The following is a 20,976-nucleotide window of genomic DNA, read 5'->3' as shown; positions in this document are numbered from 1 at the left end:
TTAACTAGATGTGATGACCGCCACCGCTATGACCGCCACTGCTGTGACCGCCACCACTGTGACCACCGCCACTGTGACTGCTTCCTGAGCTCTGAGGACTGTAAACTCTTGTCTGGTTGACAAAGCGTGTGCGGGCATTATGTACATCAACCTTTGTAAAGGCTGCATTCATAAGCTCCCTGTTCTTTGCTTTGTGGCCTCTTGACAGGGCAATTGCGTACATGAAACAGAAAATAATACCGACTGCAAGAGCTATGAATATGCTTGAAATATATCTGAGTGGCTGAGATATACGTCCACCTGAAAGAACGGTGTTCACCTGGTCTATTGTCTCCATACAGCAGGTGTAATAGTCGTAATCATGACTTGATGTGGCATATATATATGTATTGTCACAGATAGAGTCACATTTTGAGTTGGAGATGGTTCGCTGTGTGCTTCCTTCAGAAGCAAGGTAAATCTCGTTTAAATCTCTGTCTATCACAAAAATGACACCGTTAGAACCATTTCCGAAATAGTTTTCAAAGGTTTTTACGGCAAAGGTTTCTGTGCTTGCGTAAGGGTGTGAGGTTGTTGTAACAACGGCCACATTACAGTATTTTGTGGTGTCCTTGAGTTTGGAAATGAGATTATCCTCCACCGCGTCATCTATAAAGTCTGCTGAATCATCGAGTATATATTCATAGCCTGTAGAATTATTGGTGCCTGTGAGCGCAGTGTTGGTTATGCCGCTGTCTGAAGAGTCAGTATCAGAATATGTATCGTAATCATAATCATCAGTAGCATATACATTTGATGAGCTGCTTAAAACTAAAACCGTAACCAGCAAAAACAATGTAAATAAAGCGGAACATCTGCATTTTACACATTGAAATAAATGACTTTTAAAAATATTTCTATGCACGGTCGTCACCTCCCTTATGTGTGGCAAACTGAGGCAGCCTGCGTGTTGTGAGCACGTTGAACGCGTGGATGACATTTATCAGTGTGATAAGCACTGAGGCGATGATGATGAATGAGGCACCATAGTACCATGCATCAAGCACCGGCTGTATAAAGAGCACAGCATCACCCAAAAGCATGGATACCATGCCAAAGATGAGTCCGGCAACTCCCTTGTGTCCGGGCATCCTGTCAAAGCTTGAGAAGGCTCTGATTGAAAAAATAAATGATATGATGGTCAAAACAAAAAATAAAATTAGGTTGCCGTCTGCATTGCCAAAGGTGCCTCCGATATCTGCAATGATTGCAAACAGAGCAGGAACAAATTGGATGACAAATATAAAAACTATAAAATAAGCTACAAACGATGTGTTTGTCTTTTTCTTCATGCTTTTTGTTGCCTTTTTGGCAGCTTTAAGACGCCTGCGGTTGTCGATGGCACCAAGAGCTTCGGGCTGTTCTTTGGCAATACGACCCTTATCTTCAGCTCCTGCTTCTTTTATTGCAATCATAGTGAGCTCCTGTGAGTAGCAGAGATTTGCAACGATGGCGAGTATACCGACAATAGTAAGTGTCATGCCCGGCGTTAGAACAGTCAGCATGCAAAGCAGTATGTATACCGGAATTGCAGCAATCAGTGAGCCAAGCAGGAATTTGCCGATAGAAATAGGTAAATCAGCTACAACCTTACCTGTCTGACCGTTTACTGTGGCATATGCCACACGATCTTTATTGCGGTACGACAAAAACCATACCGGAAACATCGAGTAATCTGTCTCTTGTACAGTAGTGCCAAGACTTAAAGGCGAAAGAGCAGCGGAGTCACTGTCGACTGACAAGCCGGTAAAGGCAGGCTCTTTACCTATTTCGCTTACTGTGTTTGTGCAGGCTGCATCCATTGCGTCACTTGCGTAAACCGTTGATGGTAAATCAGCTGTATCAGCGTAAAAACCGCTTAAGAATGCCGGTGTAAAGCGCTTCATATTCTTTACATCATATGGCGCAAGTTTTTCGCTGATGTTGTCATCAAATGATGAAGATGCATCGTAGGACAGTCCTTTGTAGTAGGCGTCGAGATCTCCCTCGAGCCTGAAATGGTCTGTAATGATGTAATCTCCTGAACGGTGGGATTTTTTCGCCGGAAGTGAAATAGGAGCTTTCTGGGTAACATAATATGTCCAGTAAGGCATGTATATACCTCTGAATCCATCGATAAACTTAGGATCCTTAAGCTCCTTTGGCGCGAAAATAGCCTTTTTCATGAGGCTCATGTAGGCCTGCTTACAGTCATCCTTGCTCTTTGCAAATGGTATGATATAAGCCGGCTTGTGCTCCTTTTGTATGCGGCTGTAGAGCACAGTTGATGCACCGCAGAAGCTGCAGAAGCCTGCTGCGGTATCGTCTGTGCTCAGGATTTCTCCTCCGCACTGAGGGCATGTGAAAATGGTTGCTTCGAAGTCCTTCTGAACCTCTGCGTCAGAGGTTTTGTCCTCGTACGCGTAAGGGTCGAAAAGTGAATGACAGTATTCACAGGCTAACTGGCCTGATTTGATGTCGAACTTCACATTTCCACCGCAATTTTTACATGCGAACATTTTGTTTCTCCTTTCGATTCCCTTTTACTTTTTTATCTGCTTGAATAAATAATTCCTTCCAGATTGACAGGTGGAAGAGGATGAGCGGTGGAAACAGCTCGAGTCTTCCGGCAAGCATGTCAAACATCAGTATATATTTGGAGAAATTATTAAAAAAGCCGAAATTGCATGTCGGACCGACCAGAGAAAGACCCGGTCCGATATTGTTAAATGTAGCTGCGACAGCCGTGAAATTGGTAGTGAAATCATAGTTTTCAACGGAAATAAGCAGCAGTGAAACAACAAAAATGACGGCATACGTCATGAAATAAACATTTATTGACCTGATAACATCATGGTCTACAGGCTTGTGCTCAAATGATATGAGGGTCAAAAGGTATTTTGCCCCTCATTTATGATTGTGTGGTGGACAGAATTATTATGACTATCATATATCAATGAATTATAACATAACGCATATATATTTCATAGAGAAAAAAGTCCCAAAAATATGAGATTGTAATAAAGTGCAAAAAGTGATAAAATTGATTTTAATTGTAGTATTTGAATAGCTGTCTGAACAGCAATAAGAGATAGATTTTTGGAGCTTTAAGTAATGACGGGATTTTTAAAGGCAAACTACCATACGCACACCTATAGGTGCCAGCATGCATATGGCAGTGAGCGTGAATATATAGAGGCAGCAATCAGAATGGGAATCACAGAGCTTGGTTTTTCAGACCATGTGCCGTGCCCCTTTAAGGATGGCTATGTGTCGGGCATCCGGATGACGATGGAGCAGGCACCGGAGTATGTGTATGCCATCAGGAAGCTTGGGAAGGAGTATGCATCCGACATAAAGCTCTACGTTGGCTTTGAGGCGGAGTACATACCGGAGTTTTTCAAGGAGCAGAAGGCTATGTTTGACAGGCTTGGCTGTGATTACATGATAATGGGCCAGCATTTTATGAAATCAGAGCAGACAGGCCCGTATACAGGCACACCGACAGATGATGAGAGTCGTATACGCGAGTATGTGGATACTGTTATAGAGGGCATGAAAACAGGCATGTACAGCTATTTAGCACATCCTGATTTAATAAATTATCAGGGACTTGATTCTGTCTACGAATGGGAGATGACGAGGATGTGCAAGGCACTTAAGGAGCTTGACATACCGCTTGAGATAAACATGCTTGGTATCAGTGCAGGAAAGCACTATCCGACAGAGCGCTTCTGGTGTATACCGCATGACATCGGCAACAAAGTGATACTGGGGCTTGATGCACATACAGTGGACAATATATGTGATGTGGAAAGCTATGAAAAGGCACTTGATATAGTCAGAAAATATGACCTGAATCTTATTGACCGGATTGAGATATAGTGACTTACAAAATATCAAATACCAAAAGTGAGGAATGCTATGATTATTACAGAAGAAAAATATAATGAGGAATTAACAAGATATGTTTTACCTTTTATCAGGCTTAATTTTGAAGATGGCTATATGAAGAGTGCAGATGGCACACGCATACATTACGGCTATGTGACGACACCTGTACCAAAGGCTGCCATAGTCATATCACATGGATTTACAGAGTGTATGCCTAAATATTATGAGATGATTTACTATTTCGCAAAGGCCGGATACTCAGTATATATGGTGGAGCATCGCGGTCACGGCTATTCGGACAGAAGTGTATCCGATATGAGCATGGTCACTGTAAACAGCTTTGACGATTATGTGGGTGATCTTGATATGTTTATCCGCGAGATTGTGATGAAGCGTGAGGGGCGCAGACCGCTTTACCTGTACGGTCACTCTATGGGAGGCGCGATAGCTGCCCTGTATCTTGAGAAGCATCCGGAGGTATTTGCAAAGGCAGTACTTTCAAGTCCTATGATAGAGATGCTTTATGGCAATTTTTCACATTTTGCCGTGGAGGCGATACTGTTTGTTGCAAGAGTGCTTAACTGGAACGATAAATATCTGCCAAGTCAGACACAGTATACGGATGAGTATGATTTTGAGTCTAGCTGTTGTCTTTCAAGGGCACGTTATGACTACATATACAAGTGTAAGGTAGATAACGAGCGCTATCGTACAAATGGCGCTACATACAGATGGTGCAGGGCAGGGCGTAAGGCATCCAAATATATAAAGAAGCATGTACAGGAAATTAAAATACCGGTGCTGTTATGTCAGGCAGGGAAGGATACTCTGGTATCAAACACCGCTGAGGATGAATTTATTGCAAAGCTTCCTCAGGGCACAAAGAAGGTCTATCCTGATTCGAAGCATGAAATATTTAATGCGGATGACGATACCTTGGAAAAGTTTTACTCAGATATCCTTGATTTTTGGGCTTGAACATGAAAATGAAATTCGTCAAGTGAAAAATGTGACATAAAAAATCATTTGTTTTGTTAGAAATGACATATGGATTTAAAATACAATATATAGTATAATCACAACTGTTGCGGACAAGATGTTAGTATTTAAGCCGATGGTAAGAGTACGTAAAGCATAGCCCGTACAGAGAAAAATAATAAAATATATCAATATTGTAACAGGTAAATATACTATCAAACAAATGTGAGGAGAAAGAGAATGTCAGACGAAGTTTTAGATGATGTAATGATAAAGGGCTCATGTAAGGGAAAAGCAGATGCTATTGTAAACTGCCAGTGCAATATCGAGAGTGCACCGGTCAGATGCGAGCAGGCAGAAAGATGTATGTTCTATTCTTATTATAAGTGCAGCAAGCAGTGGAAGAGGCTTGCATAGTTAAAATTAAAGATTAAAAGCTCCGGGCTGACAATGAAGTCGGCATGGAGCTTTTTGCATATATAAAGAAAAAAATATTTTACACGCGGAAAACTTATGATAATATATAAAAAAGGCAACTATTCAGAACCATTGAGAACAAAAAGGCTGATGCGTCATGCTCGCATGTAAGCGGCAGATTTTTTGTTCTCAAGGTGGCTCGAATAGAGCCACCCCCACACATATGAGCAAAATTAGATGCGTAGCAGCTAGAAAGCACGAGTATCGTGCGTTTTTGCGAATGTGTGTTGGGTGGTTCTGGATGGATACGTAAAACAAGATATAGGAGAGACGCGCATGAAGAGAGTTTTGGTACTGAGTGATTCACATGGTAATGTGGGAAATATGATTCGGGCAGTCAAAAGAGAGGAGCCTGATATGATACTTCATCTGGGAGACTGCGTTGTGGATGCGGATGCCCTTAGGAGAGAGTTCCCTCATATAACCATGGTCAATGTGCCGGGGAACTGTGATTTTTCACGGGGAGATACAGAGAGACTTATTGATATCGACGGCTATAAGGTACTCATGTGCCATGGACATACATACGGAGTAAAGATGTCATATATGCATCTGGAGCTTCATGCGAAGGAAATCGGGGCAGACCTGGCGCTCTTTGGCCATACACACAAGCTGTTTTATGATAAGCATAATGGTCTTGCGATGATGAATCCGGGAAGCATCGGTGCACCGCTGTGGGGCTGCATGCCATCATACGGTATCATCACATTTGACAAAGAACACGATGTTATGAAGCTGGATGTTGACTATATTGAGTATTGACGAATGATTTATCAAAGAGGTATAATATTGGCTAATACAGTTATTTATATAGGAAGCAGAGGAAAAATAGACAAATGGTAAAGGTAGTAAAGTTTGGCGGCAGCTCGCTCGCCAGCGCAGAGCAGTTCACAAAGGTTGGCGACATCATAAGAAGCGATGAGTCAAGAAAATATGTTGTGCCGAGTGCACCGGGAAAGAGAAATTCCAAAGACACAAAGGTAACAGATATGCTTTATGCATGCTATGATCTGGCTGAGAATGATCAGGATTTCAAGGTTATGCTCAGAAAAATCAAGGACAGATATGATTCAATCATAAATGGTCTTCATTTAAAGCTGGCGCTTGATGAGGAGTTCAAGATTATAGCTGAGAATTTCAAGGCAAAAGCAGGTGTAGATTATGCCGCCTCACGTGGTGAGTACTTAAACGGAATCATCATGGCAAACTATCTCGGATATGAGTTTATAGATTCGGCAACAGTCATCTTCTTTGATGAGAATGGCAATTTTGATGCAGAAAAGACAGACAAGGTGCTCTCAAAGAAACTTGAGCAGACAGAAAAGGCTGTTATTCCGGGCTTTTACGGAGCAGGACCTGACGGAAAGGTAGTCACCTTCTCAAGAGGTGGTTCAGATATCACAGGTTCAATCGTCTCAAAGGCATGCCGTGCCAGCATGTACGAGAACTGGACAGATGTTTCAGGCTGTCTCGTAGCTGACCCTAGAATTATCGACAATCCACAGCCAATCAAGGTTGTTACATACAGAGAGCTCAGAGAGCTTTCATACATGGGAGCATCAGTGCTCCACGAGGATGCTGTTTTCCCTGTAAGAAAGGCAGGCATCCCAATCAATATCAGAAATACAAACGACCCGGAAGCACCTGGTACTCTCATCGTTGAGAGCACATGCCAAAAGCCTGATTATACCATCACAGGTATCGCCGGAAAGAAGGGCTTTGTTGCGGTAAATATCGACAAGGACAAGATGAACTCAGAGGTGGGCTTCTGTAGAAAGGCTCTCCAGGCGTTTGAGGAGAATGGTATCTCTATAGAGCATATGCCATCAGGTATCGATACTATGACAGTATTCGTACATCAGGCAGAGTTTGAGGGCAAGGAGCAGCAGGTTATCAGCTCAATCAGAAGACTTGCTCATCCTGATATCATTGACCTAGAGTCAGACCTCGCGCTTATCGCTGTTGTTGGCCGTGGCATGAAGTCAAATCGTGGTACAGCCGGCAGGATTTTCTCTGCACTTGCACATGCCAATATCAATGTGCGCATGATTGATCAGGGTTCATCAGAGCTCAATATCATCATCGGTGTAAGCAATGATGATTTTGACAAGGCAATAAAAGCCATCTATGATATTTTTGTTGTCACACAGCTGTAATAAGCTACGGAGAGATTATCCGTTGGAACCGGAATTGAATAGGATAATTTAAAAATTAAATGTAAAATTTATAAAAAATACAGAGCTTGGCGGAATATATGCCAGGCTCTGTATTTTTTTGAATAGGTAAAGCTTTGAAAAAGCTTTATGAGGAAGCTTTAAGCGAGAAAACAAAATACCCTCACATAAGCTGGAAATGCGCATATATTATAGCGAAAGGAAGAAGTTATTATGCAAAAAGACACTATAATATATGTTACGGATCAGAGGCAAAAGTACCTTGCTGATATGCTGGGAGGAGAACAGACAGATTGCAGAAATAGCGGTGGGATTGATTATGAGCGTGTTGGGAATATTGTGTTTCCTACACCGTTTTCAAAGCTTAAGCTTATAAATAGTGATATAGAAAAATTAAAACATAATATAATAATTAACAATATTGCAGTGTGGGGCGGCATGATGCCGGAGTGCTTTCCCGGCATTGACAGGGGCTGTGACTTTATGAGAGATGAAACTGTCATAGAGCAGAATGCCATTGTTACGGCCGAGGCCACTGCGTCCATAGCAATACAAAAAAGCATACATGGTATATACGGCTCAAAGGTACTTGTGAGCGGGTTTGGAAAATGCGGAAAGGCAATTGCCCGCGTTTTTTCTGCTATGGGAGCCCATGTCATGGTGATGGCAAGGAGAAAACAGGCAAGGCATGAGGCCGCTGAACTGGGATATGAAACGGTGGATTTTAATGATCCTGCCAAGGCCTGTTTTGAAACACTGTTTCTCATAAATACAGTACCGGATAGGGTTATAGATGAAAGTTTAATCATGATTTTGCAAAAAGATGCGATAATTATAGACATTGCATCTAAGCCCGGCGGCTGTGATTTTGAGGCTTGTAAGAGGTATCAGATAAACTGTACGCATGCGCTCGGCCTTCCGGGCATATACTGTCCGAAAACCGGTGCAAAAATACTTTATGACTGTATGAAAAGAAAAGGTATGACGGAGGGCTTATGGTTATTTCGGATTGCACCGTAGGAATGGGAATTACAGGCTCTTTCTGTAGTTTTGAAAAGACTAAGGATGTTGCAAAGCGGCTTGTGGATAGCTTCACGCATGTGACACCTGTATATTCCTATAATGCACAGATGATGAATACACGCTTTGGAAAGGCGGGAGACTTTATGCATACTATCTCCGAAATCACAGGGGATGAGGGCATCAGGACACTGCAGGAGGCAGAGCGTGTCGGCCCAGGAAAGCTGTTTGACGTGATGGTGATTTACCCATGCACCGGCAACACAGCGGCAAAGCTTGCAAACGGCATAGTGGATACACCGGTCCTTCTCGCGGCAAAGGCTCATCTGAGAAACGGCAGACCGCTTGTTATCGGGATTTCCACAAATGATGCGCTCGGCATCAACTTTAAGAATATCGGAAAGCTGATGAATATGAAAAATATTTATTTTGTGCCGTTTGGGCAGGATGACTGTGTGAAGAAACCGAATTCACTCGTGTGTGACGGCAAACAGGTTGTCGGCACAATAAATGAAGTGATGGCCGGACGACAGATTCAGCCGGTAATCCTCTAGAGTGAGGGATATTGCTTTACTATGGCTGTAGTGCTGCAATATTAGTAGTAGTACGGGACGCTGCTTGCGGGCACCGCGGTGGTCTGTATACACTCAGGTGTCCGTTACACTGCGCAGCCAAGATACTGTATGAATTATGCCTTATAGGCTTTCATAGGAGGACGAAACCGTCGAAACTCGCCATCCATGGCTCGATTTCTCCTTGCCTCGGCGTCCATGCCTCGACATTTCTGTGTATCATGCGCATAATTCGACAGTATCTAAGCAGCTTCGTTATTCACGGACACCGGAGTGTATACAGCACGCCGCGGTGCCCGCAAGCAGCGTCCCTTACGTTACGGTGTAATACGTTATGGCGTAAATAAATATAAGAAAAGATTTATGAATCTGAATCATTGCTGGTCACACTGTTATGTGTGTACAGTGATTTCTGAATTGAAAAACTGAGTTTAAAAATGTGAAAAAACATAGTAAAGATGTAAAAATATATGTTATAATCATGTATACACAAAAAAACTGAAAACACAGGAGGATAAAATATGTCATATATTTACAAAACAAAAGGAACCTGTTCAACACAGATTGAGCTTGACCTCGATGGAGATGTAGTACATAACGTAAAGTTTACAGGAGGCTGCAACGGAAATCTCAAGGCCATCCCAAAGCTCGTTGAAGGACTCACAGTTGCCCAGGTAGAGGAAAAAATCGGCGGAATTAAATGTGGATTTAAGAATACATCCTGCGGTGATCAGCTCGCAAAAGCATGCCGCGAAGCATATGAAGCCCAGAAGTAATGAAATAACCAGTAAAATAGCTTACGTATGTAAACATGCAGCTCCAAAAGCTCTCCCATAAGGAGAGCTTTTGAATTAAAAAAATAATTTTGCCATGCTTCGCGCACAACAAAGTGGATCCGGGAAGTATACAGTGTGTTCAGAATAAAAAATATGAATTGCCACGGCGTTCCATAAACTCAAATAGCATGAAGCACTATCACTAAAACACAGCCTGTCCGGGCAAAAAGCCGTGGCTGACTTCATATTTTTTATGAGGAATATACTGTGTGCTCCCCCGGACCTCACAGCCTCCCACGCGCGAAGCCCCCCATTAAAGCTCGACACTCCCGCAAATTTTTTTATAAAATGTTTACAAAACATTCATCCCTTTAGGTTGTGCAATCATCCTCAAAGTGTTACAATAACACTATTGTGAGCCTGTACAAGGGCAATTTGAAGTTATAGGAGAAAAATATGAGCGCATTATCAAAGATCTTTGGTTCTCACAGCGAGAGAGAGCTTAAGAGAATTTACCCGATTGCTGACAAGGTTGAGTCATATAAGGAAGCAATGGGAAAGCTTTCCGATGAAGAATTAAAGGATAAGACAAGGGAGTTTAAAAAGCGTCTGGAGGACGGAGCAACACTTGATGATATTCTTCCGGAGGCATTTGCTACAGTAAGAGAGGCTGCTAAGCGTGTGCTTGGCATGGAGCATTATAGAGTACAGATAATCGGTGGTATTATTTTACATCAGGGACGTATTGCAGAGATGCGAACCGGTGAAGGTAAGACACTTGTTTCTACACTTCCTGCATACCTTAATGCACTTGAGGGCAAGGGTGTGTGTATTGTCACAGTCAATGATTACCTTGCAAAGCGTGATGCTGAGTGGATGGGACAGGTTCATGAGTTCTTAGGACTTAAGGTCGGCGTGGTACTTGGCGGCATGGACAATGACGAGCGCAGGGAGGCTTATGGCTGTGATATTACATATATCACAAACAATGAGCTTGGATTTGATTACCTGCGTGACAATATGGTTATCTACAAGGAACAGCTTGTTCAGAGAGGTCTCCACTATGCTATCATCGATGAGGTCGATTCAGTGCTTATCGATGAGGCACGTACACCTCTTATCATTTCAGGACAGAGTGGCAAGTCGACAAGACTTTACGAGGCATGCGATATCCTGGCTACACAGATGAAGCGTGGTGAGGATGTTCCTGAGTATTCAAAGATGGATGCCATCATGGGCATTGTCCAGGACGAGACCGGTGATTTCATCGTAAATGAGAAGGATAAGGTCGTAAACCTCACACAGGATGGTGTGAAAAAGGTAGAACAGTTCTTCCATATCGAAAACCTTGCAGATCCTGAGAACCTTGAAATCCAGCACAATATCATACTTGCGCTTCGTGCGCACAACCTCATGTTCAAAGATCAGGACTATGTGGTAAAGGATGATGAGGTGCTTATCGTAGATGAGTTTACCGGACGTATCATGCCGGGGCGTCGTTATTCTGACGGATTGCATCAGGCTATCGAGGCAAAGGAGCATGTAAAGGTCAAGAGAGAGAGCAAGACGCTTGCCACAATCACATTCCAGAACTTTTTCAACAAGTTTGACAAGAAGGCCGGTATGACAGGTACAGCTCTCACAGAGGAAAAAGAGTTCCGTGATATCTATGGCATGGATGTTGTCGAGATACCTACAAATAAGCCGGTAGCGCGTATTGATTTGCAGGATGCTGTATACGCTACCAAAAAGGAAAAGTTCAAGGCAGTTGTGGATGCGGTTAAAGAGGCACATGAAAAGGGACAGCCTGTTCTTGTAGGTACAATCACCATCGAGACATCAGAGCTTTTGAGCGGCATGCTCAAGAGAGAGGGAATCCCTCACACAGTATTAAATGCCAAGTTCCATGAGAAAGAGGCAGAGATTGTTGCACTTGCAGGACAGCACGGTGCAGTTACAATAGCAACCAACATGGCAGGCCGTGGTACCGATATCAAGCTTGACGATGAGGCAAAGGCTGCCGGTGGTCTTAAGATTATCGGTACAGAACGCCATGAGTCAAGACGTATAGACAATCAGCTCCGTGGACGTGCAGGACGTCAGGGAGATCCGGGTGAGTCACAGTTCTTTATCTCACTTGAGGACGACCTCATGAGACTTTTCGGTTCAGAGCGTCTGATGGGCGTTTTCAATGCTCTCGGAGTACCGGAGGGCGAGCAGATCCAGCATAAGATGCTCACATCTGCTATCGAGAAGGCTCAGGAGAAAATCGAGGCCAACAACTTTGGTATTCGTAAAAATCTTCTCGAGTATGACCAGGTGGACAATGACCAGAGAGAGATTATCTACAGCGAGCGTATGAAGGTGCTTAACGGTGACAACATGCGTGATGCTATCCTTAAGATGGTTCAGGAGCAGGTTGAGAAGTCTGTCGACAGATGTATTTCTGAGGAAATTGACAGAGCTGACTGGGATCTTGTAGAGCTCAACGAGCTTGTGCTTCCGGTCATTCCTCTTGATCCGATTACAAAAGAGGATATTGAGTCCATCAAGAATGCAAAGCAGCTCAAGCAGTACTTAAAGGAAAAGGCTGTCATGCTTTATGAGCAGAAGGAGACAGAATTCCCTGAGCCAGAGCAGTTCAGAGAGATTGAGCGTGTCGTGCTTCTTCGTGTAATCGACAGAAAGTGGATGGATCACATCGATGATATGGCACAGCTTCGTCAGGGAATCGGCTTACAGGCTTATGGACAGAAAGATCCAATCGTAGAGTACAAGATGGCAGGCTTTGATATGTTTGACGATATGATTTCAGCTATCCAGGAGGATACTGTCAGACTGCTGTATCATGTACAGGTTGAGCAGAAGGTTGAGCGAGAGCAGGTTGCAAAGATTTCGGGCACAAACAAGGATGAGTCAGCACAGAATGCACCAAAGCGCCGCGCAGCAGCCAAGGTATATCCGAATGACCCATGTCCATGTGGCAGTGGCAAGAAATATAAGCAGTGCTGTGGGCGCGTGAAGTAAATTTTAAATGGCTGTAATCGTTGTTGGTCACACTTTTAGGTGTGAATGGTAACATAAAATAAATAAACAAGAACGAATGTTCTAAAATTGTGGACAAAGTCGATTTTTTGTAGTAAAATAAAGCGCGTAAGTGCATACTATAAATGATTGACTTTGTCTTTTTATAATTTTACAAAAGCAGTATTTAAGATTTTTTTGGAGGAAGCGTGCGTTATGGAATTTAAACTGCATTCAAAATACAAGCCGACCGGCGATCAGCCGCAGGCGATAGAGCAGCTTGTAAAGGGCTTTAAGGAGGGCAACCAGTTTGAGACCTTACTTGGAGTTACCGGCTCCGGCAAGACCTTTACCATGGCCAATGTCATTGCAGCACTCAATAAGCCTACACTTATCATATCGCACAATAAGACACTGGCGGGGCAGCTCTATGGTGAGATGAAGGAGTTTTTCCCCGAAAATGCAGTAGAGTACTTTGTGAGCTACTACGACTATTACCAGCCTGAGGCCTATGTGCCGCAGTCTGATACGTACATAGCCAAGGATTCCTCCGTAAATGATGAGATAGATAAGCTCAGGCTTTCGGCCACGGCAGCACTCACGGAGCGAAAGGACGTCATTGTCGTGGCATCGGTTTCCTGCATATACGGACTTGGAAGTCCTGATGAATGGACAGGCATGAGTATTTCGCTGCGCCCGGGGCAGGAGAGGGACAGGGATGATCTCGCGAGGGCTCTCATAGATTTACAGTACACCAGGAATGATATGGATTTTCACCGAGGCACATTCAGAGTGCATGGTGATGTGCTTGATATATTTCCGGCAAATGCCGATGATACGGCAATCAGGGTTGAGTTTTTCGGTGATGAGATAGACCGGATAGTGGAGGTCGATGTGCTGACCGGCGAGGTAAAGTGTTCGCTTGAGCATACGATGATCTTCCCAGCATCGCACTATGTTGTTTCGCAGGAGAAGATAAATGAGGCCTGCCTCAATATAGAGAAAGAGCTTGAGGAGCGTGTGAAGTATTTTAAGGGCGAGGACAAGCTCATAGAGGCTCAGCGAATAGCAGAGAGGACCAATTTTGACATAGAGATGATGAGGGAGACAGGCTTCTGCTCAGGAATTGAGAATTATACGAGGCATCTGAACTTTGCAAAGCCGGGGGAGCCTCCGATGACACTTATCGACTTCTTCCCTGATGATTTTCTTATAATCGTGGATGAGTCACATATCACGATTCCGCAGATAGGCGGTATGTATGCGGGTGACCGCTCCAGAAAGACCACTCTTGTGGACTATGGCTTCAGACTGCCCTCGGCCCTTGACAACAGACCTCTCAATTTCGAGGAGTTCGAGGGTAAAATAGACCAGATGCTCTTTGTCTCAGCCACTCCTAATAAGTATGAGAATGAGCATGAGCTTCTTCGTGCGGAGCAGATTATCAGACCGACAGGACTTTTGGATCCTGAGATATCAGTGCGCCCTGTTGAGGGACAGATTGATGACCTTGTGTCAGAGGTCAATAAGGAGACTGCAAACCATCACAAGGTGCTTATCACCACACTCACAAAGCGTATGGCTGAGGATCTCACAAACTATATGGCAGAGCTTGGCATCAGGGTAAAGTACCTGCATTCAGATATAGATACACTTGAGAGAGCGGAGATAATACGTGACCTGCGTCTTGACGTATTTGACGTGCTTGTCGGTATCAATCTGCTCAGGGAGGGACTTGATATCCCGGAGATTACACTTGTTGCCATACTTGATGCGGATAAGGAGGGCTTCCTTCGTTCGGAGACCTCGCTTATCCAGACGATAGGACGTGCCGCGCGTAACAGCGAGGGTCATGTCATTATGTACGCGGACAAGATTACAGACTCCATGCGTGTTGCAATTGACGAGACAAAGCGTCGTAGAAAGGTACAGGAAGAGTACAATGAGGCTCACGGCATCACACCACAGACTATACAGAAATCCGTGCGTGATCTCATAGCTATCTCAAAGAAGGTAGCGGCCGATGAGAATGCTCTTGACAAAGATCCGGAGTCAATGAGTAAAAAAGAGCTTGAGAAGCATATCGCGGATATAGAGAAAAAGATGAAAAAAGCAGCGGCAGAGCTCAATTTCGAGGCGGCTGCAGAGTACAGGGATAAGCTTATTATGCTGAAAAACACACTGAGGGATATACGATAAAAGCTTATGATATTTGGAAGCAATTTGGAGGAACACAAATTATGGCAAAGAAGGAAAGAAAATACATCAAAATACGAGGTGCCAGTGAGCACAATCTAAAGTGTGTCAGTCTCGACATCCCAAGAGATGAGTTTGTTGTTTTTACAGGGCTTTCAGGCTCCGGCAAGTCATCACTGGCATTTGATACCATATATGCTGAGGGGCAGCGCAGGTACATGGAGTCACTTTCATCGTATGCGCGTCAGTTTTTAGGGCAGATGGAGAAGCCGAATGTGGAGTCTATAGAGGGACTTCCGCCTGCCATCTCCATTGACCAGAAATCCACCAACAAGAACCCACGTTCAACTGTCGGAACAGTCACAGAGATATATGATTACTTCAGACTGCTTTATGCCAGAATTGGAATACCACACTGTCCGAAGTGCGGGCGTGCCATTACAAAGCAGACTATAGACCAGATGGTGGATACTGTTATGGCACTGCCTGAGCGCACACGTATCCAGCTTCTTGCACCGGTGGTCAGAGGCCGCAAGGGTGAGCACCAGAAGCTGTTCGAGAGAGCCAAAAAGAGCGGATATGTGCGTGTGATTGTAGATGGCAGCATGTATGAGCTCTCTGAGGATATCCCGATGGAGAAAAATATAAAGCACAATATTGATATAGTAGTGGATCGTCTGGTTGTAAAGCCGGGCATAGAGAAGAGGCTTACTGATTCACTTGAAAATGTATTTGAACTGACAGAGGGCAATGCCATAGTTGATATTGTGGATGGCGAACAGATGACCTTTTCCCAGAATTTTGCGTGCCCTGACTGTGGCATAAGCATAGATGAGGTTGAGCCGAGAAGCTTTTCCTTCAACAATCCGTTCGGAGCATGTCCGACCTGCTACGGACTCGGCTACAAGATGGAGTTTGACCCACAGCTTATGGTGCCTGACTCATCGCTTTCCATATCAGAGGGTGCCATACAAGTGATGGGCTGGCAGTCATGTACAGACCCAAAGAGCTATACTTATGCGACACTGCGTGCGCTGCATGAGGGCTATGGGCTTCCTCTGGACACACCGATTGATGATTTATCTGCAGATATGAAAAAACTGCTTTTTTACGGTGGAGACGGCAGGGTGCTCAAGGTCAGATACAAGGGTCAGAGAGGCGAAGGCGTCTATGACCTTGTATGGAACGGTCTTGTGGACAATGTTGAGCGCCGATACAAGGAGACCTTTTCTGATACGGCAAAGGCAGAGTATGAGCAGTTTATGCGCATCACTCCGTGTACGAGCTGTAAGGGGCAGAGGCTTAAGCCGTCGTCACTTGCCGTTACGGTTGCGGACAAGAATATATATGAGATGACGTCCATGTCTGTGAAGGAGCTTGTGAAGTTCCTTGCTGATATAGAGCTTACAGAGCAGCAGCACTATATAGGAGACCAGATACTAAAGGAAATCCGTGCGAGAGTTGGCTTTTTGCAGCAGGTCGGCCTTGATTACCTCACCCTTACCCGTGGTACGGCAAGCCTCTCAGGTGGGGAAGCCCAGCGAATCAGGCTTGCCACGCAGATAGGCTCAGGGCTTGTCGGTGTGGCGTATATACTTGATGAGCCAAGTATTGGACTGCATCAGAGGGATAACGACAAGCTGCTTGGCGCACTTATGAATCTTAAGAATCTGGGAAATACGCTCATAGTTGTGGAGCATGATGAGGATACCATGCGTGCAGCGGATTATATCGTGGATGTAGGGCCGGGAGCCGGCTCGCACGGCGGGGAGATAGTGGCGGCAGGCTCATTAAAAGACATCATAAAGTGCAGGAAATCACTCACAGGAGCATATCTGAGCGGTAAAATAAAGATACCGGTGCCACAGGAGAGGCGCAAGCCAAGCGGATATATCACGATAAGAGGAGCCAGGGAGAATAACCTGAAAAATATTGATGTGCAGATACCTCTTGGTATCATGACCTGTGTCACTGGTGTGTCGGGCTCGGGAAAGAGCTCGCTGACCAATGAGATACTCTACAAGCATCTGGCCAAATCCTTAAACAGAGCCAGGTGTATCGCAGGTGACCACGACGGTATAGATGGTCTTGAACAGCTTGATAAGGTCATAGACATCGACCAGTCACCGATAGGCCGTACACCCCGCTCTAATCCCGCCACATATACAGGTGTGTTTGACATGATAAGAGACCTCTTTGCATCCACACCCGATGCCAAGGCAAAGGGCTATAAAAAGGGCCGTTTCAGTTTCAATGTAAAGGGCGGTCGGTGTGAGGCCTGCGGCGGCGATGGAATCCTTAAGATAGAGATGCATTTCCTGCCTGATGTATATGTGCCGTGTGAGGTCTGCGGAGGCAAGCGATATAACAGGGAGACACTTGATGTAAAGTACAAGGGCAAGAGCATATATGATGTGCTGGATATGACAGTGGAGGAGGCACTTGAATTTTTTAAAAATGTGCCAAAAATCCAAAACAAGATACAGTCGCTCTATGATGTCGGACTATCCTACGTGAAGCTGGGACAGCCGTCCACAGAGCTTTCGGGTGGTGAGGCACAGCGTATCAAACTTGCCACAGAGCTTAGCAGAAAGAGCACCGGAAAGACCATATATATACTCGATGAGCCGACCACGGGACTACACTTTGCAGATGTACACAAGCTTGTGGAGATACTGCGCAGGCTGTCAGACGGAGGCAATACGGTGGTTGTTATCGAGCACAATCTCGATGTGATAAAGACAGCTGACTATATCATAGACATGGGACCTGAGGGCGGAGACGGCGGCGGAACCGTCATAGCGCAGGGTACACCTGAGGAGATATGCGAGGTAAAACAGTCATATACGGGCCTGTTTTTGAAACCATATCTGGAAAAAGACCACAAATAGTTTAATTTTTTATTAAAAGTAGCCAATTTTAAAAAAAAAGTTTGAAAAATGGGATTTATTGTATATAATAAGAGAGTGTATGTGTAAATTTAATGGTGTGGCAGTTATGAATCAGACTCAGTGGCTTGATAAATGACGTTCAGGTAACATAGATTGATAGCTGTAATAGATATATGCAATAAACTTTGATAAATATGAAAACAGGAAAGGGGCTATCAAAATGGTCGGATCAGATATCGGAATTGATTTAGGAACAGCAAGTATACTTGTTTATATAAAAGGAAAGGGTGTTGTATTAAAAGAGCCTTCTGTAGTAGCTATTGACAAGGATACAGACAAAATTAAGGCAATCGGAGAGGAAGCCAGACTCATGCTTGGAAGAACACCGGGCAACATTATGGCAGTAAGACCACTCCGACAGGGTGTTATTTCAGATTACAAGACCACTGAAAAGATGATCAAGTATTTCATCCAGAAGGCAATCGGCAAAAAGAGCTTTAGAAAGCCGCTTGTCAGCGTATGCGTACCAAGCGGAGTAACAGAGGTCGAGAAAAAGGCAGTAGAGGATGCAACATTTGAGGCAGGAGCCAGAGATGTAAAGATTATCGAGGAGCCTATAGCAGCAGCGATAGGTGCCGGAATAGATATTGCAAAGCCATGTGGAAACATGATAGTAGATATCGGAGGAGGTACATCGGATATTGCGGTGATTTCACTTGGAGGCTCTGTAGTAAGTACATCAATAAAGATTGCCGGAGACGATTTTGATGAGGCAATCGTGAGATACATGAGAAAGAAGCATAATCTGCTTATCGGAGAAAGAACAGCAGAGGATATCAAGATGAGAATAGGCACATGCTACCCTCTTGCACAGCCGGAGACACTTGAGGTCAGGGGAAGAAACCTTGTAACAGGACTTCCTAGAACCATCACTGTAAGCTCTGAGGAAACAGAGGAAGCACTCAGAGAGGCTACTCTTCAGATAGTTGATGCTGTTCATTCAGTGCTTGAGCAGACACCTCCTGAGCTTGCAGCCGATGTCGCAGACAGAGGAATTGTACTCACAGGTGGGGGATCCCTCCTTCGTGGACTTGAGGAGCTTATTGAGGAGAAGACCGGCATCAATACAATAACAGCAGAACAGCCTATGACCTGTGTGGCAATCGGAACAGGAAAGTATGTTGAGTTTCTTGCAGGTAAAAAGGATGAAGAGTTTTAATTAGATGACGGAAAGAAAGTGGAGAGCAATAAGTTTCTACTGTTAAAGAGATATTTATTGCACTCCGCTTTTTATATATTAAAGAGTAATAGTTATTGTAAAGATTAACATAAAATTCGGGGATAAAAATGGGAAGGTTTACAGAAATATATAGGGAAATACAAGATGTCATATTTCCGCCAAGATGTCCGGTGTGTGATGGACTCCTCAGTCCTTATGAGCATCTTATACATAGTGACTGTAAAAAGAAACTTATAGAGATAAAGCAGCCTGTATGCATGCGCTGTGGAAAAACCGTAGTCACTGAGAGGCATGAGTATTGTGATGACTGCAAGCGTACCGTTGAAGACTGCAGGAAATACCGGAAAAAAGATTTTTACAAACAGGGAAAAGCCCTGTTTGGTTATAAGGGCAGCATAAAGGAATCAATGTACAGATTTAAATATGCGAATCGCAGAGAGTATGCAGCTTTTTTTGCAGAAACGGCGGTTGATAAATACGCTGAATGGATAAGGCAATGCGGTATAGAAGTTATTGTCCCGGTACCGATGCACAAACGAAAGAGAAGGGAAAGAGGCTATAATCAGGCGGAATGCTTTGGCAGACAGTTGTCGGAAAAAACAGGTATCCCGATGGCACGGGGGCTTGTCCGCAGAGTGAAGAATACAGAGCCGTTGAAACAGCTGGGATACGTTGAACGCAAAAAAAATCTTGACGGGGCTTTTCAAGTTTTAGATAGTATAGTAAAATATGACCATATACTAATAGTTGACGATATATATACCACCGGAAGCACTATTGAGTCTATCGGACATGCAATAGCAAAAAAAGGTGAGTGCAGTGTATATGCCCTTTGTATTTGCACAGGGCAGGGAAAATAGGAGGTTTTTATATGAATGTGACAAATTGCAGAGGCTGTGGCAGACTATTTAATCAATTATCAAATGAGCAGCTTTGTCCAAACTGTATGAAAAAAATGGATGAAAAATTTGAGGTAGTAAAAAAATTCGTGGATGATAATCCGAACGTTCCGGTAGAAACTGTTGCAAAAGAAACCGAAACAACCATGAAACAGCTTAACAAATGGATCAGGGAGGAAAGATTGACTTTTGCACCGGGCTCAGCATATGGTCTGCCATGTGAGTGTTGCGGAAAGACAATACCTACAGGAAAATACTGTGATGAGTGCAAGAAAAAGCTTGCCAATACATTGCAGAGTGTACTGGACAAGCCGGCACAAAAAAGAGAGAATAAGAGGATAATTGCAGATAAAGAAAAGATGAGATATATTAAGTAGTATAATATTGCGTCTTAAGCGAGGAAAATTTATGATTAATGAAGAAAAAGTGAAAGAGCTTTTCCATGTCGCTGTGTATGACAGCAAGGATAACCGCGTTGATAAGCAGGCAGCGTCATATTACGGCTGGGACTATTTATGGAAGGAAGGCTTAAAAAGCTTTTTTACCGGAACATTTGCATTTGCTGGTCTGGTAGTTTTATGGATGGCAATCAATGCAGAGGATCTTATTAACCGGATAAACAACCTTGATTTTAAATCAATAGGAATTACAACCGGGGTGTTATATGTGGCATTTTTAGCAGTTTACATTTTTGTCACAATTGTGGTGTATGCTTCAAGATATAAGGCAGGCCGAAAAGAAGTTCATGAATATATGAGTCATCTTAAGGAGGTCGGAAAGATATACTCAAGAGAGGAAAATATAAAGAGATAGGGAG

Annotated in this window: 17 protein-coding genes and 1 pseudogene; 15 read left to right on the top strand and 3 right to left on the bottom strand. The window is 43.9% G+C overall.

Going from position 1 to position 20,976, the window contains the following annotated elements; genetic code table 11:
- Positions 1 to 4: 4 nt before the first annotated feature.
- The 3 genes and pseudogenes from ACTQ1L_RS11320 to ACTQ1L_RS11310 all read right to left on the bottom strand — a co-directional run.
- Positions 5 to 904: a TPM domain-containing protein gene (locus ACTQ1L_RS11320; protein WP_321110074.1), complete on the bottom strand. Its 900-nt coding sequence runs from the start codon at positions 902 to 904 to the stop codon at positions 5 to 7.
- Entirely contained in the window at positions 897 to 2,537 is a 1,641-nt protein-coding gene (locus tag ACTQ1L_RS11315; RefSeq protein ID WP_441367218.1) for a hypothetical protein, read from the bottom strand. Before ACTQ1L_RS11315 ends, ACTQ1L_RS11320 begins: the two co-directional genes overlap by 8 nt.
- Positions 2,524 to 2,901: pseudogene (locus ACTQ1L_RS11310) on the bottom strand (potassium transporter TrkG); the annotation flags it as partial. The pseudogene ACTQ1L_RS11310 and the gene ACTQ1L_RS11315, both read right to left, overlap by 14 nt.
- Positions 2,902 to 3,132: 231 nt before the next feature.
- Between ACTQ1L_RS11310 and ACTQ1L_RS11305 the strand changes: the two are divergent.
- The 15 genes from ACTQ1L_RS11305 (at position 3,133) to ACTQ1L_RS11235 (ending at position 20,972) form a co-directional block, all read left to right on the top strand.
- Positions 3,133 to 3,903, top strand: coding sequence for a histidinol-phosphatase (locus tag ACTQ1L_RS11305; RefSeq protein ID WP_441367217.1), 771 nt, complete (start codon positions 3,133 to 3,135; stop codon positions 3,901 to 3,903).
- 39 nt (positions 3,904 to 3,942) lie between these two features.
- Complete coding sequence (locus ACTQ1L_RS11300; protein WP_441367216.1) at positions 3,943 to 4,890, top strand: alpha/beta hydrolase; 948 nt, start codon at positions 3,943 to 3,945, stop codon at positions 4,888 to 4,890.
- 240 nt (positions 4,891 to 5,130) lie between these two features.
- Positions 5,131 to 5,307 carry a hypothetical protein gene (locus ACTQ1L_RS11295; RefSeq protein WP_012743557.1) on the top strand — a complete coding sequence of 59 codons (177 nt, stop codon included), beginning with the start codon at positions 5,131 to 5,133 and terminating at the stop codon, positions 5,305 to 5,307.
- Positions 5,308 to 5,643: 336 nt separating this feature from the next.
- Complete coding sequence (locus ACTQ1L_RS11290; protein WP_015568310.1) at positions 5,644 to 6,129, top strand: metallophosphoesterase family protein; 486 nt, start codon at positions 5,644 to 5,646, stop codon at positions 6,127 to 6,129.
- A gap of 74 nt (positions 6,130 to 6,203) precedes the next feature.
- Entirely contained in the window at positions 6,204 to 7,523 is a 1,320-nt protein-coding gene (locus ACTQ1L_RS11285) for an aspartate kinase (protein ID WP_308804474.1), read from the top strand.
- A 231-nt stretch (positions 7,524 to 7,754) separates the two neighbouring features.
- Complete coding sequence (locus ACTQ1L_RS11280; RefSeq protein ID WP_055161391.1) at positions 7,755 to 8,561, top strand: NAD(P)-dependent oxidoreductase; 807 nt, start codon at positions 7,755 to 7,757, stop codon at positions 8,559 to 8,561.
- Positions 8,537 to 9,115: a dipicolinate synthase subunit B gene (locus ACTQ1L_RS11275; protein WP_055062139.1), complete on the top strand. Its 579-nt coding sequence runs from the start codon at positions 8,537 to 8,539 to the stop codon at positions 9,113 to 9,115. The genes ACTQ1L_RS11280 and ACTQ1L_RS11275 overlap by 25 nt, the downstream gene beginning before the upstream one ends.
- A 539-nt stretch (positions 9,116 to 9,654) precedes the next feature.
- On the top strand, positions 9,655 to 9,909 hold the full coding sequence (locus ACTQ1L_RS11270; RefSeq protein WP_012743549.1) for a TIGR03905 family TSCPD domain-containing protein: 255 nt from the start codon (positions 9,655 to 9,657) through the stop codon (positions 9,907 to 9,909).
- Positions 9,910 to 10,365: 456 nt separating this feature from the next.
- Positions 10,366 to 12,936, top strand: a complete 2,571-nt coding sequence (gene secA, locus ACTQ1L_RS11265) for a preprotein translocase subunit SecA (protein ID WP_055223094.1) — start codon at positions 10,366 to 10,368, stop codon at positions 12,934 to 12,936.
- Between the two features lie 213 nt (positions 12,937 to 13,149).
- The gene (gene uvrB, locus ACTQ1L_RS11260; protein WP_321110069.1) at positions 13,150 to 15,132 is read left to right on the top strand and encodes an excinuclease ABC subunit UvrB; all 1,983 of its coding nucleotides are present in this window, start codon (positions 13,150 to 13,152) and stop codon (positions 15,130 to 15,132) included.
- Between the two features lie 41 nt (positions 15,133 to 15,173).
- Positions 15,174 to 18,020 (top strand): excinuclease ABC subunit UvrA, encoded by a 2,847-nt coding sequence (gene uvrA, locus ACTQ1L_RS11255; RefSeq protein WP_441367213.1) that lies wholly within the window; start codon positions 15,174 to 15,176, stop codon positions 18,018 to 18,020.
- Positions 18,021 to 18,240: 220 nt separating this feature from the next.
- The gene (locus ACTQ1L_RS11250) at positions 18,241 to 19,239 is read left to right on the top strand and encodes a rod shape-determining protein (RefSeq protein WP_321110067.1); all 999 of its coding nucleotides are present in this window, start codon (positions 18,241 to 18,243) and stop codon (positions 19,237 to 19,239) included.
- A 128-nt stretch (positions 19,240 to 19,367) separates the two neighbouring features.
- Positions 19,368 to 20,120, top strand: coding sequence for a ComF family protein (locus ACTQ1L_RS11245; protein WP_441367212.1), 753 nt, complete (start codon positions 19,368 to 19,370; stop codon positions 20,118 to 20,120).
- 11 nt (positions 20,121 to 20,131) lie between these two features.
- Positions 20,132 to 20,536 (top strand): hypothetical protein, encoded by a 405-nt coding sequence (locus ACTQ1L_RS11240; RefSeq protein WP_441367210.1) that lies wholly within the window; start codon positions 20,132 to 20,134, stop codon positions 20,534 to 20,536.
- 31 nt (positions 20,537 to 20,567) lie between these two features.
- Positions 20,568 to 20,972: a hypothetical protein gene (locus tag ACTQ1L_RS11235; protein WP_441367208.1), complete on the top strand. Its 405-nt coding sequence runs from the start codon at positions 20,568 to 20,570 to the stop codon at positions 20,970 to 20,972.
- Positions 20,973 to 20,976: the final 4 nt, after the last annotated feature.

The sequence above is a fragment of the Agathobacter sp. LCP21S3_B2 genome (genome assembly GCF_052118705.1).
Lineage (GTDB): Bacteria > Bacillota > Clostridia > Lachnospirales > Lachnospiraceae > Roseburia.
The sequence above is the reverse complement of the archived record's forward strand: the minus strand, read 5'-3'. Positions and strand labels throughout refer to the sequence as shown.